The following is a 17,138-nucleotide window of genomic DNA, read 5'->3' on the forward strand; positions in this document are numbered from 1 at the left end:
GTCAGATGAGCAGCCTTGCCTGGTGTTGGATATGGACCTCAATGCGTCGGGGGTCGGTCTGCTGCCATTGGCGAATCGTTGCCACACTCTCCAACTGCCACAGTCTTCCAAGGAGATTGCGCAGAACACCGGCGACGGTCGTGTCGTCTGGGTCGATCTCCAGACCGGCAACGTCGTCGCAGGCGAGACCGGCTTGGACCATCTGCCGAGTGACGTCCCAGTTCAGAGTCCGGAGAAGTTGCTCCGTCCCCGCATCCCGGCTGCCCGACAGCAGTCGCATTATCGCTGGGTGTCCTGAATTGAGGGTGAGGCGAGCGGCCGACATGAATCGTGCCTCCGGATCGGACAGATCGACCTTGAACTGCCATCCGGCGTTGGGATCGAGGCCCACGGTCCGGAAGTCGACTGTGTCCGTGGGGAACTGCGTACCAACACCTTCTAGGTCGGTCCAGCTGCGCGAGCGCCAAAGGATGCTGCCGGCGTGTTGGGGAGCTAGCCGGCTCAGAGGCTCCGGCTCGGTGACGACGAGCAAGGTTTCGAGAGTAAGCCTCCCCCCTAGCAGGGCTCCTTCAATGCGGAGGTTGACTGCTAGGTCGAAGGAGTCGGAATGGGGGACTTCCAAGCGTGATGCCATGAGCTCCGCATTGGTTCTGTCGGAACGCGCCATGACCAAGAGGGCAAGGCCGCTTGTCCTCCCTAGCTGGCATGAGTCCGTGACCAAAGCGCGGTCGACTGACACGGGTGCTGCTAGCTCCAATACCGTCTGGTAGTCCCAGTGCGGGACTTCCTTAGGCAAGGGGACGTCACCCTCCGGCGTGCCGAGTAGCCACTCACCGTGGTTCACTGCGACTTCTGGACAGGTGAGAAAGGGGACGATTGGGCGCTTCATAGAACCGGCTCGGCCTCGAGGTCGAACAACACTGTGGTGTCTGCGCTTCGGCGAACGACCAGTTCCACTTCGACCGGTGCCGAGCTCCAGACGAGGTCAAGACGCCCGGCCAAGCCGGAGATCTCCTCCGGCTGCCCGCCGACACGGGCTGCGATCAGCGCGAGCCTCGGATCAAGGTCCGCATCCCCCGAGGTGCCATCCAGCGCGGCGGCGACTGCGACATGCAGTCGGGTTGCGCCTGATAGCTTCCCGGGCACCACGCTGACACGTGCGAGTGTCGCTAGCTCGCCGTCGACTTCAATGGGGCCTGAGTGGATGAAGTCGACCTTTGGCTTGGCTGGGCCCGTCGGAGTGCGGCGCACGTCCTTCCGGTGGCGTCCGCGCGCCCTGCCTTCCAGTGGCCCCAGTAGGTGGCCCAGCTCGTCGGCGATCAGGGCTGTGCTCGTTGCATCCGCGTGACGCGAGTTGTTCCTCTGCGCCCAGCGATTCTCGAGAGCCGTGCGGATCTCACGTAGGCCCACGTTGACGATGGTTCGGCCCGAGCTCTTTGGCAGCAGCTCGGGGTTCCAGGAATCGTGCGTGGGGGGCTCCGCCGCGGCGAAATGGCCGTCTTGGTCATCGTGGGCGCGGAAGACTCCGGCCCATTCAGTGCCGCCTTCGGGAGGTGGTGGGCCTTGGAGATAGTCGACGACTAGTTCCGGAGTCCGCAGTAGTGCTACGTGGTGACATACCCCGGTGATTGCGGCCGCGGGCCGCGGTGTCTCGGCGTCTTCGGGGTCGTGTCCATCATCGACGGCGACCCGGTCCCGGTGGATCAGCGGAACGGTTGCCAGTGTTCCCACAAGGGTCTTCGGCCGCTGGCAGCGGATGCCCTCGATCTTAAGCCCCGGAATGTCTTGGCTGACCTTTGCGCCTTCTTGGATTGCCCGAAAGGCTTGCGCGAAGCCATGGAGGGGAGGGCGCTCTTCTGGGCGCGGGATCGGCACGACCTGGCCGTTCCACATTACTTCCACGATCATCGGCGGTGTTGTGGCCTTGGCCATGAGCTTTGGCCAAAGGTGCCAAGTCACGGATTCTGCGATGAATCTCATGGCTTGTTCTGGTCGGCGACCGCCGAGATCAGGTGCGATCACCAGGATATTGGTCCCGGTCTCATCGCCTTCGAAGCCGGGCATGCCGATGGCCTCCGCCAAGCGATCGGCGTCTTCGCCGGTTGCGGGGACAGGCGCGTCCCCTTGTGGGATTGCCCACCAGTGTCTTCCCGTGAAGACCTTGCCGCCGGCGGAGAATTTCTCCCCGATGGCACAGGCGATCAGGCGGGTCTGTAGCTGACCCTTGTAGACCGTTCGAGAGTGCACGACCACGGCATTGGCCGACGAGACGACGTACGAGATCGTCTTGCCGAACCCGTAGGTGCCGCCAGTGTGACCTTGGGTGTTGGCCTCACCGACGTTGAGCACGAAGTCGACCCAGTCGTACACGCCCTCGGGGTCCGCTTGATCCGCTTGCACGGGACCGCTGAGACCCTTGGTGTGGCGATCCGTGATGTAGATGCCGACGAGCTCAGGTGCGGACAGGGCCTGGGCCAGCCCTGTTCCCCGTGCTCGGGCGGCGTTTACGAACACTTGGTTGCGGAGGGCGCTCCGCTCGCTGTCATCGAGAATCCAACCTTCGATCCCGAAGTCGACCGGCCTGCCGCCGTCGAGGCGGGCGTCCCAGCTGTTCTGGGCGGTCTCCCTGACCAGGACCGTGAGTGGGTCTAGTCTTGGGCGCCCTAGCAACTTGTAGAACCCCTCGGCCGCGAGCCCGCCGGTGGGTGGTTTGGGTTCAGGGATCCACTGCATCTGCGGCCTCCTTCGCCAAGGCCTCGAGGGCCGCGTGCTCTTCGTCTCCGGTTAGCGGGTGAGGGGGCTCGTTGGTCAGGTCGATTGAGTACGTAACGTGCAACGTGCCCGGTGGCAGGTCCCCGGCCGCGAAGGACGAGCGCAATAGCCGGGGAAAGGCTGGGCGGGACACGTCGTAGGTGCGCCTCTCGACGAGTCGGAACTTCCGGGTGGCATACGGCCTCATGTCGTCCAGATCGGCGCCGAGCTCCGCAAGGCGACGGCTGAGTTCAGTTCGTACGGCACCGGCCGACAAGGCGCGATGCGCCAAGGTTTCGAGATCAAAGCCGTTGGCATCACGGTCGAGCCGTATGTGCACCAAGGTGAGATCGGCTCCGGACGGCTCTTGGAGTTGGTCGACGTTCGCGATGTGAACGATGCGGCCCTCACGCACCAGTGTGGCCTTCACCTCTACTGCGTGGGTCGCGCTTCGGAAGTCGTGGATCTCACTGAACGGCCCGGTCCAGAAACCGAGATCGGCCGGCGCGCCACGTTTGAGCAACGCCTCGAGCACGAGCAACTCGCCGACAAGGCCCGTCAGTGTCTCGTCGGGTAGGCCTCTCTGCATTTGCGCATCAGAGAACAAGGCTCGCCACCGGTCGAAGGCCTTGCTTGCCTCGCCGGCCGGGGACCCAACCTCTTCGACCGATTCCACAAGTTCGCGGCAGAACTGCGAGAAGACGTGGTGCAAGTGCGGAAGCAGGCAAAACACCGTGAGGTAGTCGGTGCCGTCGTGAGCGACACGCGCGAGGTGCACTGCCTTGCCCTTTGTGTCGGTCCTCGCAGCCTCACCGGCCGAAAGGGGGATAAGTAGGTGTCGTCGCCGCTCGCTGTCTATTCCTGCGAGCAAGGGACCGGCCGCTACCTGATATCCGGTCGGGGCTACGGTGATGCCCAGCGTGGGCGGCGATGTCGAGAGGACGGTCCAGATCCCGTCAAGGTCTCGCTTACTCATCCTCGAGATCCACGTCGTCGCGAGACCCTTCGGTGTCCTCGTAGGCGTCCGATCCGACCTCGTCGTCCGCCTGCATCTCGGTGAGGTCGACTTGGATGGTGTTCTCCGGCTCGGATCCCGGCGCCGCTGTCGGGAAGCAGACCGCAACGCCGAGCAGGTCGTCGGATGCCTCGAGGGGGACACGGTCCGTAACCCCGGCTTTCGGCTTGGAGTCCTTGTCGATCGGGTACAGGACCAGAAGGCCGCGGCCGTCTTCGTCGCGTAGCTTCTGCAGTTCCGCGTCAGTGGATCGAGGCCCGACCGAGGCTGCGGGGACGAGGTCGGCCACACGATCTGGCTTTGACATCAGGGTTCCAATGACGGCCCGCGAAGGGGTGCTGGTCCGCTTGAGTTTGGATCGGGTAATGAGCGGGCTAGGAGAGTCGAGGCCCAGTGTCAGTGCTCGTTTGGGCTGCTGGATGCCCATTATCGCCACGTTCCAGGCGGTGAGGGCGCCCGCCCTAACCTGACCGGCGATGTACTTTACGAGAAGGTCGGAACGCAGTTCGCTGTCCTCGTGGAAGCGGTAGTCGCGGATGAACTCGCTGACTAGCCCGACCGGAATGTCGCGGAGGATCACGCGGCTGTCCTGTACGTCCTCGTGGACGCCTGCTGCCTTTGCCGTCTCCAATAGTTTCCGAGCAGCGCCAAGGTTCTGAGCGATCGTTGCCGCATCCCGGTGCGTGAAGTAGGTGGTCTGGGGTCGCTGGGCGCTGAAGGACGCGTCTCCTCTAATTGCGTACTTCATCTTCTGGTTCGCGGTGGCCTGCATCCGGGGATGGAGCCGGATGCGAACTGGCAAGTTCGCGGGCGTGGCGCCGTCCATGGTCCGGTACCTGGCGATTTCGGTGCGGAGGGAGTCCTCGACATCGGACAGGAACTCGAAGTCATCAGCGAGCTGCTGGGTGGTCCAGATCCGCGGGAGATCGCCGTATCCGGGTCGGTAGCCGAACCATCGGCCCATCTGTAGCAGCGTGTCGTAGGTGTTCGAACTCCGCAGGAAGAACGACGAAACCAAACCTTCGAGCGTCAGCCCTCGGGACAGGGTGTTGCCGCCGACGGCGATCACGGTGGCGGGCTCGTCGTTATACACGAGTCGGTCCGTGGACAAGCCGTTGTCAGCGAGCACCTTGAGTTCTGAGATCGTCTCAGGGAGGGCGGGCAGCAGTTGCTCGAACGTAACCGGCTCGAGGCCATGTCGCCTCGCGGGCTCGGCCGCCACTTCCTTCTCCCACAAGGACCTGAAGAGGTGGGAGTTGCCTGCCGCGAGCTCCGTGCCGAGGTACTTGACGTGGGCGCTGATTGGATCCAAGTAGTCGAGTTGAGGACCGACCCTCATGGTCGTGTGAATCAGCATGCTCGAGTGCTTCGCGACGCCTGACCGCACGCGCCTGGCCGCCGTAGCGAGGACAAACCACCTGATCGCTTCCGCTAGGGAGTCGGTGACCTCCGGTCCCTCGGCGAGCAGAGTCTTGGTCGAGTGCCTTTCGGCTTCATCGTCCGGGATGATCCGAATCATGTCATGCGGAGCGTCGGCAGCCGAGGCTTCCTCTTCAGAGATGTGTTGCCCAAAGAGTTCCCGAGAGCCAAAGTAGGTGGCCGGCTTTGGCAGCGAGTAGACGAACGATCTGGGGTAGATATCAGTCGCATCGGCGGGGTTGACCAAGACATTGGCGAACGGTGTTGCGGTGTACCCCACGTACGCCACCCGCGGGAGCGCTAGAAGCTCGGTTAGTCGCTCATTGATCTTTGTGCGATCGAGCTCGGGGTTCTTGGCAGCGTTGGGGCTAGCTTGGTCCGCCTCGTCGTCGATGATCATGACCGGGCAGGAGTCCAGCCCCCCGTGCTTGTGCGCTTCCCGGAGCCAGTCACGTAGCCGAGTGAGTCTTGAGACGTTCTTCTTGACGACCGCGATGATGCGGAGATCCGGCGCGTGCAGCAGGGGGAGGGCCTTCACCGGCTGCCCGAAGTCGCGGTGCTCATCCGTGAGGGCGACCCACCGAGCCGGGTGCCTTTCGATGAGTTGCTCGTCGATCCGGAGCTGAGTTTGTCGTCGAAGTGAGTTGTGCACCCCCGACAGCACGATAAACAGTCGGTAGCCCGCATCCGCTGCCTTCGCGATGGAGGCAGTGAAGTTGGCGGTCTTGCCTGATTGCACGAAACCCAGCACGAGGCCGCGGGTCCTGATTGACGGACTGTGTGGGTCTGCAAGTAAGCCGACGATGTCCGTGGAAGCGGCATCGAGGCTGGGTACAGCCTCGACCCAAGAGGGGTCGCCTTCGAGTCCCGCCTTCAGGTCAGGCCAGAAGACATCCATGGCGCTGGGACCGACATACCAAGGGCCGCTCTCGTCCTCGGGATCGAACACGGCGTTCTGGGCACCCATGTTCCGGCGCTGCTCGGCGATGTCGTGGCGGAACTGCACCACGCTGTCTACGAGCGCCTGTTCGCCCACGAGTAAGACCTTGAGTGTGGCCGCAGCCTCGGACTCGGACCGGCCCTGCCGGATGAGCATCTCGATCTGATCCAGCACAGCCCGTTCCCGAACGCTTAGTTCCACCCCAATGGCCTTTCTCCCCTGTGACGTCGGACAGCAGGCTAGCGCCACGTCGCGAGGCAATCTCATAAATACGCGAACCGACCCAATCTGGGGCCATAGGGACGACCCGGCGGCGGGTCGTTCAGACTGAAGGGGGTGAACTCCTCAAGCACCGATCCCGCACTCGCTGTCTACCTCGACATGAACGTTTGGGTGGACGTTGCTCGCGGCGTCGCTAACGACGTCACGGTGTAGCGGCAGACCCACGAATGTGGCGAACCGACCCGTGTCAAGCCACTCCAGCGCGGTCCGCGATGACGGCGGCCTGCACGCGGTTGTCGACGCCGAGCTTGGCGCACGCGCTCACGACGTGCGTCTTGACGGTCGTCTCGCTGACGTAGAGCTCGCGCGCCAACTCGGCGTTCGAAAGCCGGCGCGCCAACCCGGCGACGACCTCCCGCTCACGCCGCGTCAGCATCGCGGACAGCCGAGCAGCCTCAGCGCGTTGGCTAGCTGTGATGCCCAGCCGGTGCGCCTGGACCGCGCCGACCACCTCGTCGCCGGTTGCTCACCTTGGCCACCACCAGGAGCGCGCGGCGTGCTCAACCGGATCGGTGACGCACTGTCGTCGAAGGACCAGCGGGGTGCTCTCCCTGCTGGCCGAGGACAAGCTCACTGACGGAGCCAAGGAGTCGGAACTGGTCGAACAAGCCTAGAAGAACACCAAGAGCATGCTGGGCGGTATGTCGGTGGCGTGGACATCAAGGTGGTTGACGTCGAAGTCGCGGAATGAGGGTCACGCGCGGCAGGTAGGACAGAACGACCGTAATCGGCAGGCAGCCAGGCCGAGGGGCCACGACGACGACCGAGGCCGCTGTCCGTGGGCGCGTGCCCGTGATTGTCCGGTGGCCACCCACGCAGACCGTCTCCGCCCCAATCCTCTAGGCCTGTCTCCGCCCAAACAAAGGTTCCGAGACATAAGCTCCGACGGTGCAGACGAAGCAGACCGACCTCGCCAGGCTCCTGATCGGAACCAAGGTCTTCGTGGTTCCCCAGTTCCAGCGCCACTACAAGTGGAAGCAGGCACAGTGGCTGGAGCTGTACGAAGATATACTGGATCAGTACGAAGCTCCGGATGTTCAGGCGGGGAATCCTATTCCCAATGAAGGGCACTTCATCGGGAGCATCGTCTTGCACCCGGCGCCGGGGCCAGCATCAACCGTCGCGCGCTACTGGGTGATCGACGGGCAACAGCGACTCACGACATTGCTCGCACTCCTAGCGGCGCTGCGCGACGTCCGACATGAACTGGAGCCGGAATGGAATCCGGACACGTACACCAGCCAATATCTCAGCAACCCCTATAATCCAGATCAACCCCACCGCCTAGTGCCCGGCGACAATGATCGATCTGATTTTGTTTCGACGGTCTACGAGGGTGGACCAACGGGACAGATCGGCGATGCCTACTCGTGGTATAAGAAGCAGATAAAGAAGGCTGCATCGGCCCCAGACTTCGACTTCAAGAAGTTTGAGAATGCAGTTCTTCTGCGGCTCATCGTTGTAGAAATAAATACGTCGGATGATGACAATATCAATCAGATTTTCAACACGATCAACCACTCTGGCATGAGGCTTTCAGCGATTGACCTGATCAGAAACCACAGCTTCATGCAATTCGATAATGCTGTAGCCGCTGATGTCTATTCCCAAACGTGGAAACCTCTAGAAGATGCGTTGGGTTCTGAGGGCGTGCTCTCCCAGTATTTCTGGGCCCAGCTAGTTCGGCGGAACCCTAAGACCACCCAGAGAGATCTATACACGCCTTTCCAGAAGAACTTGAAGGAATTGCAGCGTCTGTCGAGCGAGGGGCCGGCGGTCGTCGCTCGTCTAGAACTCGAACGCTTGAAGCGAGAGGCTCCGCTATTTCTGGCAATTCTGAGGCCGGGTGAACATAGTCTTCCAGCCTGGAATGCCGAACTGCGGGAAGCGGTTTTCGATTTAAATTCATGGGGCTCCTCAACGCACCTTCCCATAACCTTGGAAACACTCAGTCGTCTCGAGGCTGGCAGTACCAGCACTTCAGATGCGACACGCGCTCTGCAGTACATACTTTCGTTCTTGGTTCGCCGCGGACTGTGTGCGATTCCAACAAACAATCTCAATCGCATCATTTCCGCGATTCCCTCTAGCCTAAAGCCTGGCGCCGTAGCTGAACAGCTTGCGCATGAGCTACTGCGTGGGAACAAGTATTGGCCGGCGGACAACGAGGTCACGGATCGTGGCCTCACGTCACCTCTGTACCACACCTTGCAAGCCGGTCAAGTTCGCTTTGTGCTATCCGAGTTGAACGACTACTTGATGCCTGCAGAGACAATCGTCCGCGATGAACTGACGGTTGAGCACATCATGCCCCAGGTCATGACTGATGCATGGAAAACCATGCTTACAAGCAATGGGGTCGCACTCGAAACCGCTGAAGCAAAGCTTCACGTGATCGGAAATCTTACTGTGACGGGGCAGAATTCTATTCTTGGCCAGCGGCCACCTGTCGAGAAGTCAGAACTCTTGAGGAAATCCAACCTGCCAATCAATCGATCGGCCGGGATTGGGGATGACTGGACGCCTGAAATGATCGATACGCGGTCGGCCGAGCTTCTTGCTCTCGCGGTGAAGATATGGCCCCGTCCCAGCTTGGCTACCCCAGAGAAGGATGCCTTCTTTGCGACCCTGCTCCCGGAGGGCTTCACGGTCGCTAACGTGCTAGACGCTATACCGCCGGACACCTGGATCGCCCTCGATGACCTTGCTCAGCTAAGCGGTGAAACGGGGGATGCATTAGTGCGTCAGGTTGAGCAGGCAGGCTACCGTGTACTTCCTGGGCGGCAGCTGCATAGCGAGGTTGAGGGCGTGCCTGGTCTCAGCGATCTTGATGGTTTCGACTTCAATCAGGCGGTACGCATTTCCATAGTCGACGCCGTTGCATCGCTGGAGAAGGTGGGCGCAGACGTCACCGGAAGGCTCTAGCGTGGCAAGATTTCATTTTACGGCGCACCGACTCGCGACCGCTGCGCAATTGCTCACCTTTCTTGCCGCTTTCCTGGGGATCTTCGGCCAAGTTTGGTATCTGACGGCTACGGCCGGCGGCCTGGCGCTCGTACTGTACATAGCTAGTCTTGTTATCGCTGGCCGGGAGCGTCGTAAAGTGCGTCGCGAAGTGGATCGCGTGGTGGATGCCATAGACATCGACCATGTGTTGCGAGAGGCCGCTCTGAGCTTGGGGCTTCAAACGGCGGACCAAGGTTGGCGCCTGACTCTTTACCGTCTAGATTTCGCGGATGGCAGTCCGGCCGCTGCTCGATGGACTCTCGAGGCTCGTGCGGCCAACCAAAAAGTCTACGAGCTCTCTGACGACTTGGAAGTCATGACCCTCGGCCAGGGTGTCCTGAGAACCGCAGTTGCCTCTGCCGATCGTCCCGTTGGAGGCATCGATGAAATGCCTCCGGTTCCAAACCGCACGGAGGACCCTGCCGGCTGGAAGAGCATCATGGATGCTTGGGGGCTTGCCGAATCCGACCTAGGTGAAGGCATGCAGTCCAGGGCCTATTGCGGTCGCGTCTTCAGGGTGGGACTGAATCGTGGAAAGGGCCAGGACATGACTCTTGGCTTGGTGGCAGAGAGTCTAAGTCCCAGCGGGGTGCGGCGACAGGCGGTCGAGGAGATTCTGACCAGGCCTGTGTTCGAGCTTCTGTATGAACTGATCAGATTGAGGGAAGAGGTCCGAACAACCTTGGCGCATTTGGATATGCCGCCTCGATGATCGATATGGCTACCCAGTTGGCCTGGGCGGGTGTCCCGCCCGGCGTCACGTGGACGGAGGAGGCAGCAGGTTGGCTACGCGCGCTAGGTAGAGAGCGGTAGGGCCCCACGAGGCAACGGAGCCAAACTTGGCGAAACGACGCAAAGCCTGCAGCCCGCTCTTACGATCGTCGGGCCGGACTCCTCGATGACCCGCAGGCGATCGGAGCGCGATGGGCACGCGACAGGCCGCGACCCTGCTGGGCGCCGGGCACCCGCGTGAGGCGGACGTGCTGCGACTCGCCGTCGACATCGCCCGGCACGCGGCCGCCGACGAGGCCTTCGCCGAGGAGCTCGTCCAGCGCATCGAGATCGTGCTCGGCGCCGACGGGGGAGCGGGGCTCACGTCGTTCGGGCCGCACGTGCAGACCGATGACGCTCCGGCAGTCGTCACGTCGGAGGGGTGCGTGGTCCCGCTCGGTCAGGCGGAACGCGCGGCGCAGTACGCCGGCAGCCATCCCGCGATCGCAGCCATGCGCTGCATCGGCGTCACCGGCCCGGTCCGCACGAGCGACCACGTGCGCATGGACCAGTTCTGGGACACCCCGGAGTTCGACGCCATGCACGGCTGGCTGCCCGACGGCCAGTTCCCGGTCGCCATCGCCTTGCACCTCAGTGCGAACGACCTCGTGTTCCTCGGGCTGCACCGCGGCCGGCGCGACTTCACCGACGACGACCTCGACGCGCTCGCCCTGATCCAGAGCATCGTCGCGCCCGCCCTCACCCTCAACGTCCGGCTCAAGGCGGCGCTCGCGCGCCTGGCCGCCGTCGAGGGCGACGATGAAAGTGCGGGCGCCAACGGAGCGAACCGCGCCGGCACCGAGGACCGGATTGCCAGCGCTGCCGGGCAGCTCCCGACGCTGACCGCGCGCGAGCGTCAGGTGCTGGCGCTCGCGGCCCAGGGCCTGACGAGCCACGCCATCGGCCACCGCCTCGGGCTCAGCGAGCGCACCATCCGCAAGCACCTGTCCTCCGTCTACGCCAAGACCGGCCTACACGGGCGCGCGGCGGCGACCGCGTGGTGGGCAGGGAGCAGAGCAAGCCGCAGCGTCGCGCCGCGGCGGTAGGAACTGACGGGGTGTCGGTTCCGACACCTAGTGCCGGCCGGTCGTGTTGCCCATCCTTGGTGGAAGCGTCTTCGTCGTCGGGCATGGGAGGCCCGGCGACGACCGCAGAAGGGGTGGGCGCCCGGACGTCGGCAGCCGCGACATCGGCTGGCCGACTCCGGGCCGGCAGGGGTGTCTGGGTGCGCACGGCAGGGGCTCCGCGCACCCAGATCCCCGCTGCCCGGACGCCGATGCTGGGCCAGGTGCGCCACAACCGGCGACGGCCGGGGCCGAGCTCAGCTGCAGTTCACGCAGCCACCGGACAGCGGCATCTCCATGAAGCAGGTCGGGCAGATCGCACCGCGACGCTCGGGCGTTGCTGCAGCCCGCGAAGTCCGCGGCGTCCGCGGAGTCCCCGGCGTCTGCGCCCGCGTCTCGCGAGCACGTGCGCGCGGGGCCAGGGTCGGCGTCGCGTCGGCGGGAACGTCGGCACCCCAGTGCCGGTAGCACTCGAGGCGCGCGGCGGCGGCGTGGTTCTCCCGGTCGATCGAGTCGGCACTCAGCCGCTCACCGGCGAGCCGCAGCACCTCGTCGTAGCCGGCGCCGACCTGGCCGTCGTCCTTGCGCACCACGAGCGAGGCGAGGGGCGGCTCGGCCCGCACGTGGTTGACCTTGGCGACGTCGGTGACCAGGCCGCCGACCCAGTTCTGCATGCTCGACCGGGTGTGCAGCGACGAACGACGCTGCACCTCCTCGGCCAGCTCGGAGTAGGTGATGACGGCGTTGTAGCGACCCGCGGTCTCGACGAGCACCTCGTACGCGTGCTTGACCCAGTAGGGCTGCGCCACCTTCGGGGTCACGTACGTCTCGCTGTCCGGCATGCCCTGCCACCTCTTCCTCGGTCCCGTCGACCCGACCAGTCTCCACCTACCGTCTGTCGATCCCGAAGGGCCCGGGGAAGCACCCCGGAGGACGGATGGCAAGCGGTCGCGTCGATGGCGGCCGCCCCGGTGCCGGCTTCAGCACAGCCTCGTCTACCTCGCGAGTGCCATGGCGCTGCTCGCCGTGGCGTCCGCGCTGCCGTCGCGTCGTGTGGCCACGGTCGCTGCGTGAGCGCTGGACCACGAGCCGTGCTGCGCGTCGCTCGGACGTGCAGCACGGCGTCGTCGGTCCCGGTCAGGGCAGCAGCTCTCGAGCGACGGCGTCGGGCCGGTCGGAGAGGCGGTCGACCTTTCGGAGCCCGAGGACGCGTCGGGGGTAGACGTGCTCGGTGTCGTTCTTGAACGCTGAGGGGACGAACCACTTGGGGATGGGGACAGCCGCGAACTGGCCTATGGCGCAGTAGGCCAAGCACAGCACGAGCCATGAAAAGAGGATGTTGGCCACGACTCCCTCGTCCGAGCCGCCGATGCTCATCCACAGGCCCACGGGCGTGAAACCGAGTCCCGCGCACAGCCCGCCGAAGTACCCACGATCGGGCAGCTGGGCGAACCTGAACCGGCCTCGGTACATGCGCGAGGGCGTCGCGACGCTCACGTAGCCGCCGACCACGATGGCGTCGATGACCAGGACCAAGAGCCACGTTGGCCAGGACTCCATCAGTTCCACACCGCCTGGAGCGGGACACTCACGGTCCTTCGGGTGTCCGCCCGCTCGGGTTTGAGAATCGACGAGTTGTTCACCTGTCGACCGGCTTCCTGACCGATCGCCGTTCCCACTGCGCCACAGGCAGGTGAGAGCACCGGTCCGACGACCGGCACCCTGGCGCAACCGGCACCGGCGGCGCCTCCTAGACCGCCGGCCAGGGTTCCCTGGACGGCGCCGCGCGCCAAGAGCTTCCACGTCGGCATGTTCGTGTACTTCCTCGAGTCGGAGTCGAGCTGGCCGGCCATCGTCGTCGCGCCCGAGAGGCCGATGCCAACCCAGCCGGCGACCTTGTCAGCCTTGTTCAGGGTGTCGACGGTGCGCCGCACGGCAGGGTTCCCAGCCACCCGCGACACCGTGCCGCTCGGGCGCAACGCGGCCGCCAGGCCGTACTGGGCAGACGTCACCGCGGCGCCGGAGCCCCAGCCGATCTTGTCGATGACGCTGGGCCCGGGGATGATCCCGGCGTCGGTCAGCTTCTGCTCGAGCGACCACTCGGGCAGGCCGGTGTCGACGTTGTCGTAGACGTCGACGGCCACGGTCGTGCACTCGGGCGGCAGTAGCGCGGTCATCGTCAGGGTGAGGTCGCCGACGAGGTCGTGCATCACCCCCTGGGCGGTGTTCGGGCCGGGCAGGGTGCCGCCGGTGCCGCTGGTGCCGCCACGCAGGGGAGCGGTGGCGAGGGACAGGAGCCGACGCGTCAGGGCCCGACGCTTGAGGTGAAGCTGGGCCATGACCGCCTCGTACCGCGACCGGGCCAGGCGCTGGCGTCGGTCGCGCTCGTCGGTGAGGGCGCGTTGATGCTCAGCACGTGCGACCGGGTCGAGCAGCGGGAACGCCGGGTTGACGTCGCGCTCGTAGTCGCGCTGGGCCGCGTCCTGCTCGGCGATCGAACGCCGAGCGACCGCCTGGGCCTCCTCCAAAGCGACTGCGAGAGCGAGCAGCTCGGCGCCAGCACCTCCGACGCGCTCGAGAAGCAGGCGGGTGCGGCCCGCAAGGACGTCGGCCTCGCGCTGGGCCGCGGTGGCCGCGTCACCCTGCCAGACCGCTGAGATGATCGACGCCGACTGGCCACGCACGCCGGGCGTCTGCAGGCCGATCTCGGCTACCACGCCGAGCCGGCGGGCCGCCGCACGCAGCGACTGCGGGTCACCGGCGGGTACGGTCATCGGGCCGTGCGGCCCTCCCGGATCCGGCTGCATCAGAGTGCCTGTCCCGCAGAGCCGGTCGGGGCCGCCTTGCCCAGGAGGCCGAGAGCCTGCGCCACCTCGAGCTCGGTCTCCTTACCGGTCAGGCCGACCCACGACACCTTCCGTCCGAGGGCAGCGAACCCGCCAGACGCCGTGTGCAGCGACATCGTCTGGGTGCCGGCGAACTCCTTGGCGGCCGTCGAGAGCAACGGGTCGTCGTCACCGACGCCGCGCTGCAGCACACCCGCGGCGTAGGCGAACGCCTCGGCGCAGTCCTTCAGCGCGGTAGCCGTGAGAGCCAGCGTGTCACCGGCCCCGCCGGCCCCGTCGGTGTCGATCGCGTAGGACATGACTCGAGGCTAGGGACATCTCGGACAGCGTGTCCGTCGTCATCCACAGCAGACGCGACGCGCACCACACGCCCGCAGCTGCAGGCTCGGTCGCCGCTGACACTCCAAGCGCCCGCAACCGAGACGAACGATCCTCAGGCGCGGGACCTGGCCAAGACGACCCCGCCGAGGACCGCACCGATGACGGGGACGCAGAAGAACATGAAGAAGAAGGCGCCCATGGCACTGCTCTCACTGGCGCCCATGGCGGAGATGAGTGTCGGACCGGCGGTGAAGGCGAAGGCCATCCCTCCGAGGCCCCCGAGCAGCACGCCCGCGATCACCCTGAAGACCCGAGCCACGTCGCCCCCTGTCGTCGTCCGAGGTGTGCGTCGTCAGCCTAGGCGGCGCGTCGGCGAGCCGTTCGGCTTTCCGGAAACCGACGCGTCGGTGACAGCCTCATGTGCGCTCGCGACGCGGCCACTCGAGACGAGTGCGGCCAACTCCCTTGCGTGGCAGAAGTCTTCCCAAACGTTGGCCAACGCTTTACCTCGCCGGGCGTAGCGTCCGGAACGCGGCGCGCCAGTCAGGTTGGGAGGCCTCGACGATCGCGCCGCCGACCCCCATCGACGCTGCGCCGAGCGTCACACCCAACCCTGGAGGACCTGTGAAACGCTCGGCTCTCTCACTCGGCGCTGCCGTCGGCGCGCTGATGCTCACCCTCGGCGCGACGTCGGCGATGGCCCAACCGACCAGCGCCCCGGCGGCGTCCACCCACCGTGCCGCACACGTCTGCGCGAAGCCGGTTCCCGGAACGGCGGGCTGCAACGCCATGGTCGTCGTCGACGCCACGGGCAAGCCGCAGGTGACGGCGACCCCCAGTGGGTACGGCCCCACCGACATCCAGGCGGCGTACGGCCTGACGGGCCTGTCCAGCGGCGGCCGCACCGTCGCGATCGTCGACGCCTACAACGACCCGACCGCGGAGGCCGACCTCGCCACGTACCGCTCGCAGTTCGGCCTGCCGGCCTGCACCACCGCCAACGGCTGCTTCCGCAAGGTCAACCAGACCGGCGGCTCGAGCCTCCCGCGCACCGACGCCGGGTGGGCCACCGAGATCAGCCTCGACCTCGACATGGTGTCGGCGTCGTGCCCCGACTGCAAGATCCTGCTCGTCGAGGCCAACTCCGCCTCGTTCGCCGACCTCGGCACGGCTGTGAACTACGCTGCGACGCAAGGAGTTTCCGCCATCAGCAACAGCTACGGCGGCTCCGACTCGGCACAGACCTCGGCCTACGACCACCCCGGCATCGCCATCACCGCCTCGACCGGTGACAACGGCTACGGCATCGAGTCGCCGGCCTCCTTCGACAGCGTCATCGCCGTCGGCGGCACGAGCCTCACCCGCGCCTCCGGCACGAGCCGCGGCTGGACCGAGAAGGCGTGGAGCGGCGCCGGCAGCGGTTGCTCGACGCTGAACGCCAAGCCGGCGTGGCAGACCTCCGCGACGCAGTGCTCGGGCAAGGCCAACGCCGACGTCTCGGCCGTCGCCGACCCGAACACCGGTGTCGCCGTGTACGACTCGACGTCCTACCAGGGCCGCAAGGGCTGGCAGGTCTACGGCGGCACGAGCGCCTCGTCCCCGATCATCGGCAGCGTGTACGCCCTCTCGGGCAACACGTCCGGCTACCCGGCGTCCTACACGTGGGCGCACACCTCGGGCTTGAACGACGTCACCACCGGCACCAACGGCACGTGCACCCCCGCGGTGTGGTGCACGTCGGGCACCGGCTGGGACGGCCCGACCGGCCTCGGCACCCCGAACGGCACCAGCGCGTTCTGATCTCCAGCACCGAAAGGGGAGGGGCCCGTCTCACGGCGGGCCCCTTCCGCGTCTGGTCTCGGCACCCGCACCGAACCGACATCGGTGGTTCGGTGCGTTTTGTCCTTTTCGGGGTAAGTCGGGCAGTGACCTGCGAGGTCGGTGCGGCGCGTCAGCTCGATTCCGGGCTGGTCGACGCGGCCCGGCTGCGTCGCAGCGTGGTTCTCAAGCGCAGGAGTGGCGCCGGACGGCGCCGGAATGGAGTACCTGATGACCGATTCAGATCTGCCCCCTGTTTCCCCGGAAGAACTCGCTGCGGAAGCCGGTGCGGCCCTGCCGGACAAGGAGGTCATGTCCCTGCTCGACCTCAACGCCGACCTCAACCTCGCGCTCGACGTCGCCGCGCCGATCGACCTGGCCGTGGGGGCCAACGCCAACGTCGCGGCGCCGATCGCCGGCGCTGTCGGGGCCAACATCCTGTCCGTCGGTTCGACGGACGCGGCAGTGGCGCACCAGGCGGTGAACATCGACCAGGGCCTCACCGGGTCGGCGATCGCGCACGCACCGCAGCACAGCGACATCCAGCAGACCACGCCCGACACGACCACGCCGGCGCCGGCCACAACCCCCGACCCCGGCACGACCACGGGCACCGACGCGGGCAGCACGACCGGAACGACACCGTCCTCGGCGCTCAGTGGCAACCTGCTCAACATCGACGTCAACGCTGCCGCGGACGCCAAGCTCGCCGCACCGGTCGACGGCGCGGTGGCCGCGAACGCGAACGTGGCCGCGCCCATCGACGCGTCCGTGTCGGCCAACGTCGGGTCGGTGGGCTCGCAGGCCGTCTCCATGGCCGACCAGAGCGGCAGCATCACCCAGCACCTGGACGGCACGGCCCAGGCCACCGCCGACCAGACCTCGACGATCAACCAGTAGCGGGT

General features: G+C 65.6%; 15 protein-coding genes. 5 read left to right on the plus strand and 10 right to left on the minus strand.

Going from position 1 to position 17,138, the window contains the following annotated elements; translation table 11 throughout:
• Position 1: 1 nt before the first annotated feature.
• The 5 genes from RY076_RS02010 to RY076_RS02030 all read right to left on the minus strand — a co-directional run bounded on the left by RY076_RS02010 (position 2) and on the right by RY076_RS02030 (position 6,783).
• A complete protein-coding gene (locus tag RY076_RS02010) occupies positions 2–844 on the minus strand; it encodes a hypothetical protein (RefSeq protein ID WP_323095741.1) in 843 nt (280 codons plus the stop codon).
• 41 nt (positions 845–885) lie between these two features.
• Positions 886–2,733 (minus strand): hypothetical protein, encoded by a 1,848-nt coding sequence (locus RY076_RS02015; RefSeq protein ID WP_323095742.1) that lies wholly within the window; start codon positions 2,731–2,733, stop codon positions 886–888.
• Positions 2,717–3,727 carry a PD-(D/E)XK motif protein gene (locus RY076_RS02020; protein WP_323095743.1) on the minus strand — a complete coding sequence of 337 codons (1,011 nt, stop codon included), beginning with the start codon at positions 3,725–3,727 and terminating at the stop codon, positions 2,717–2,719. Before RY076_RS02020 ends, RY076_RS02015 begins: the two co-directional genes overlap by 17 nt.
• On the minus strand, positions 3,720–6,299 hold the full coding sequence (locus RY076_RS02025) for a Z1 domain-containing protein (protein ID WP_323095744.1): 2,580 nt from the start codon (positions 6,297–6,299) through the stop codon (positions 3,720–3,722). The genes RY076_RS02020 and RY076_RS02025 overlap by 8 nt, the downstream gene beginning before the upstream one ends.
• 295 nt (positions 6,300–6,594) lie before the next feature.
• Positions 6,595–6,783 (minus strand): LuxR C-terminal-related transcriptional regulator, encoded by a 189-nt coding sequence (locus RY076_RS02030; RefSeq protein WP_323095745.1) that lies wholly within the window; start codon positions 6,781–6,783, stop codon positions 6,595–6,597.
• A gap of 512 nt (positions 6,784–7,295) precedes the next feature.
• On the opposite strand from RY076_RS02030, the gene RY076_RS02035 reads away from it, so the two are divergent.
• The 3 genes from RY076_RS02035 (at position 7,296) to RY076_RS02045 (ending at position 11,230) form a co-directional block, all read left to right on the plus strand.
• Positions 7,296–9,332, plus strand: a complete 2,037-nt coding sequence (locus tag RY076_RS02035) for a DUF262 domain-containing protein (protein WP_323095746.1) — start codon at positions 7,296–7,298, stop codon at positions 9,330–9,332.
• Position 9,333: 1 nt separating this feature from the next.
• The gene (locus tag RY076_RS02040; protein WP_323095747.1) at positions 9,334–10,125 is read left to right on the plus strand and encodes a hypothetical protein; all 792 of its coding nucleotides are present in this window, start codon (positions 9,334–9,336) and stop codon (positions 10,123–10,125) included.
• Between the two features lie 211 nt (positions 10,126–10,336).
• A complete protein-coding gene (locus RY076_RS02045; protein ID WP_323095748.1) occupies positions 10,337–11,230 on the plus strand; it encodes a helix-turn-helix transcriptional regulator in 894 nt (297 codons plus the stop codon).
• A 275-nt stretch (positions 11,231–11,505) separates the two neighbouring features.
• Here the strand turns inward: RY076_RS02045 and RY076_RS02050 are convergent, their stop codons facing one another.
• The 5 genes from RY076_RS02050 to RY076_RS02070 all read right to left on the minus strand — a co-directional run bounded on the left by RY076_RS02050 (position 11,506) and on the right by RY076_RS02070 (position 14,734).
• Positions 11,506–12,090, minus strand: coding sequence for a hypothetical protein (locus RY076_RS02050; RefSeq protein WP_323095749.1), 585 nt, complete (start codon positions 12,088–12,090; stop codon positions 11,506–11,508).
• Positions 12,091–12,385: 295 nt separating this feature from the next.
• Positions 12,386–12,808: a hypothetical protein gene (locus RY076_RS02055; protein ID WP_323095750.1), complete on the minus strand. Its 423-nt coding sequence runs from the start codon at positions 12,806–12,808 to the stop codon at positions 12,386–12,388.
• Complete coding sequence (locus RY076_RS02060; protein WP_323095751.1) at positions 12,808–14,022, minus strand: hypothetical protein; 1,215 nt, start codon at positions 14,020–14,022, stop codon at positions 12,808–12,810. The genes RY076_RS02055 and RY076_RS02060 overlap by 1 nt, the downstream gene beginning before the upstream one ends.
• A 32-nt stretch (positions 14,023–14,054) precedes the next feature.
• Positions 14,055–14,393, minus strand: a complete 339-nt coding sequence (locus tag RY076_RS02065; protein ID WP_323095753.1) for a hypothetical protein — start codon at positions 14,391–14,393, stop codon at positions 14,055–14,057.
• 134 nt (positions 14,394–14,527) lie between these two features.
• Positions 14,528–14,734: a hypothetical protein gene (locus RY076_RS02070; protein ID WP_323095754.1), complete on the minus strand. Its 207-nt coding sequence runs from the start codon at positions 14,732–14,734 to the stop codon at positions 14,528–14,530.
• Between the two features lie 305 nt (positions 14,735–15,039).
• On the opposite strand from RY076_RS02070, the gene RY076_RS02075 reads away from it, so the two are divergent.
• Together RY076_RS02075 and RY076_RS02080 are read left to right on the plus strand one after the other, a co-directional pair.
• The gene (locus tag RY076_RS02075) at positions 15,040–16,215 is read left to right on the plus strand and encodes a S53 family peptidase (protein ID WP_323095755.1); all 1,176 of its coding nucleotides are present in this window, start codon (positions 15,040–15,042) and stop codon (positions 16,213–16,215) included.
• A gap of 249 nt (positions 16,216–16,464) precedes the next feature.
• Complete coding sequence (locus tag RY076_RS02080; protein ID WP_323095756.1) at positions 16,465–17,133, plus strand: peptidoglycan-binding protein; 669 nt, start codon at positions 16,465–16,467, stop codon at positions 17,131–17,133.
• Positions 17,134–17,138: the final 5 nt, after the last annotated feature.

The organism is Intrasporangium zincisolvens (genome assembly GCF_034724055.1).
Taxonomy (GTDB): Bacteria; Actinomycetota; Actinomycetes; order Actinomycetales; family Dermatophilaceae; genus Monashia; species Monashia zincisolvens.

Coding starts and splice junctions, on each gene's coding strand:
- RY076_RS02015 (WP_323095742.1), bottom strand. CDS start 2,733: ATGCAGTGGATCCCTGAACCCAAACCACCCACCGGCGGGCTCGCGGCC.
- RY076_RS02020 (WP_323095743.1), bottom strand. CDS start 3,727: ATGAGTAAGCGAGACCTTGACGGGATCTGGACCGTCCTCTCGACATCG.
- RY076_RS02030 (WP_323095745.1), bottom strand. CDS start 6,783: ATGCTGACGCGGCGTGAGCGGGAGGTCGTCGCCGGGTTGGCGCGCCGG.
- RY076_RS02045 (WP_323095748.1), top strand. CDS start 10,337: ATGGGCACGCGACAGGCCGCGACCCTGCTGGGCGCCGGGCACCCGCGT.
- RY076_RS02050 (WP_323095749.1), bottom strand. CDS start 12,090: ATGCCGGACAGCGAGACGTACGTGACCCCGAAGGTGGCGCAGCCCTAC.
- RY076_RS02055 (WP_323095750.1), bottom strand. CDS start 12,808: ATGGAGTCCTGGCCAACGTGGCTCTTGGTCCTGGTCATCGACGCCATC.
- RY076_RS02060 (WP_323095751.1), bottom strand. CDS start 14,022: ATGACCGTACCCGCCGGTGACCCGCAGTCGCTGCGTGCGGCGGCCCGC.
- RY076_RS02065 (WP_323095753.1), bottom strand. CDS start 14,393: ATGTCCTACGCGATCGACACCGACGGGGCCGGCGGGGCCGGTGACACG.
- RY076_RS02080 (WP_323095756.1), top strand. CDS start 16,465: ATGACCGATTCAGATCTGCCCCCTGTTTCCCCGGAAGAACTCGCTGCG.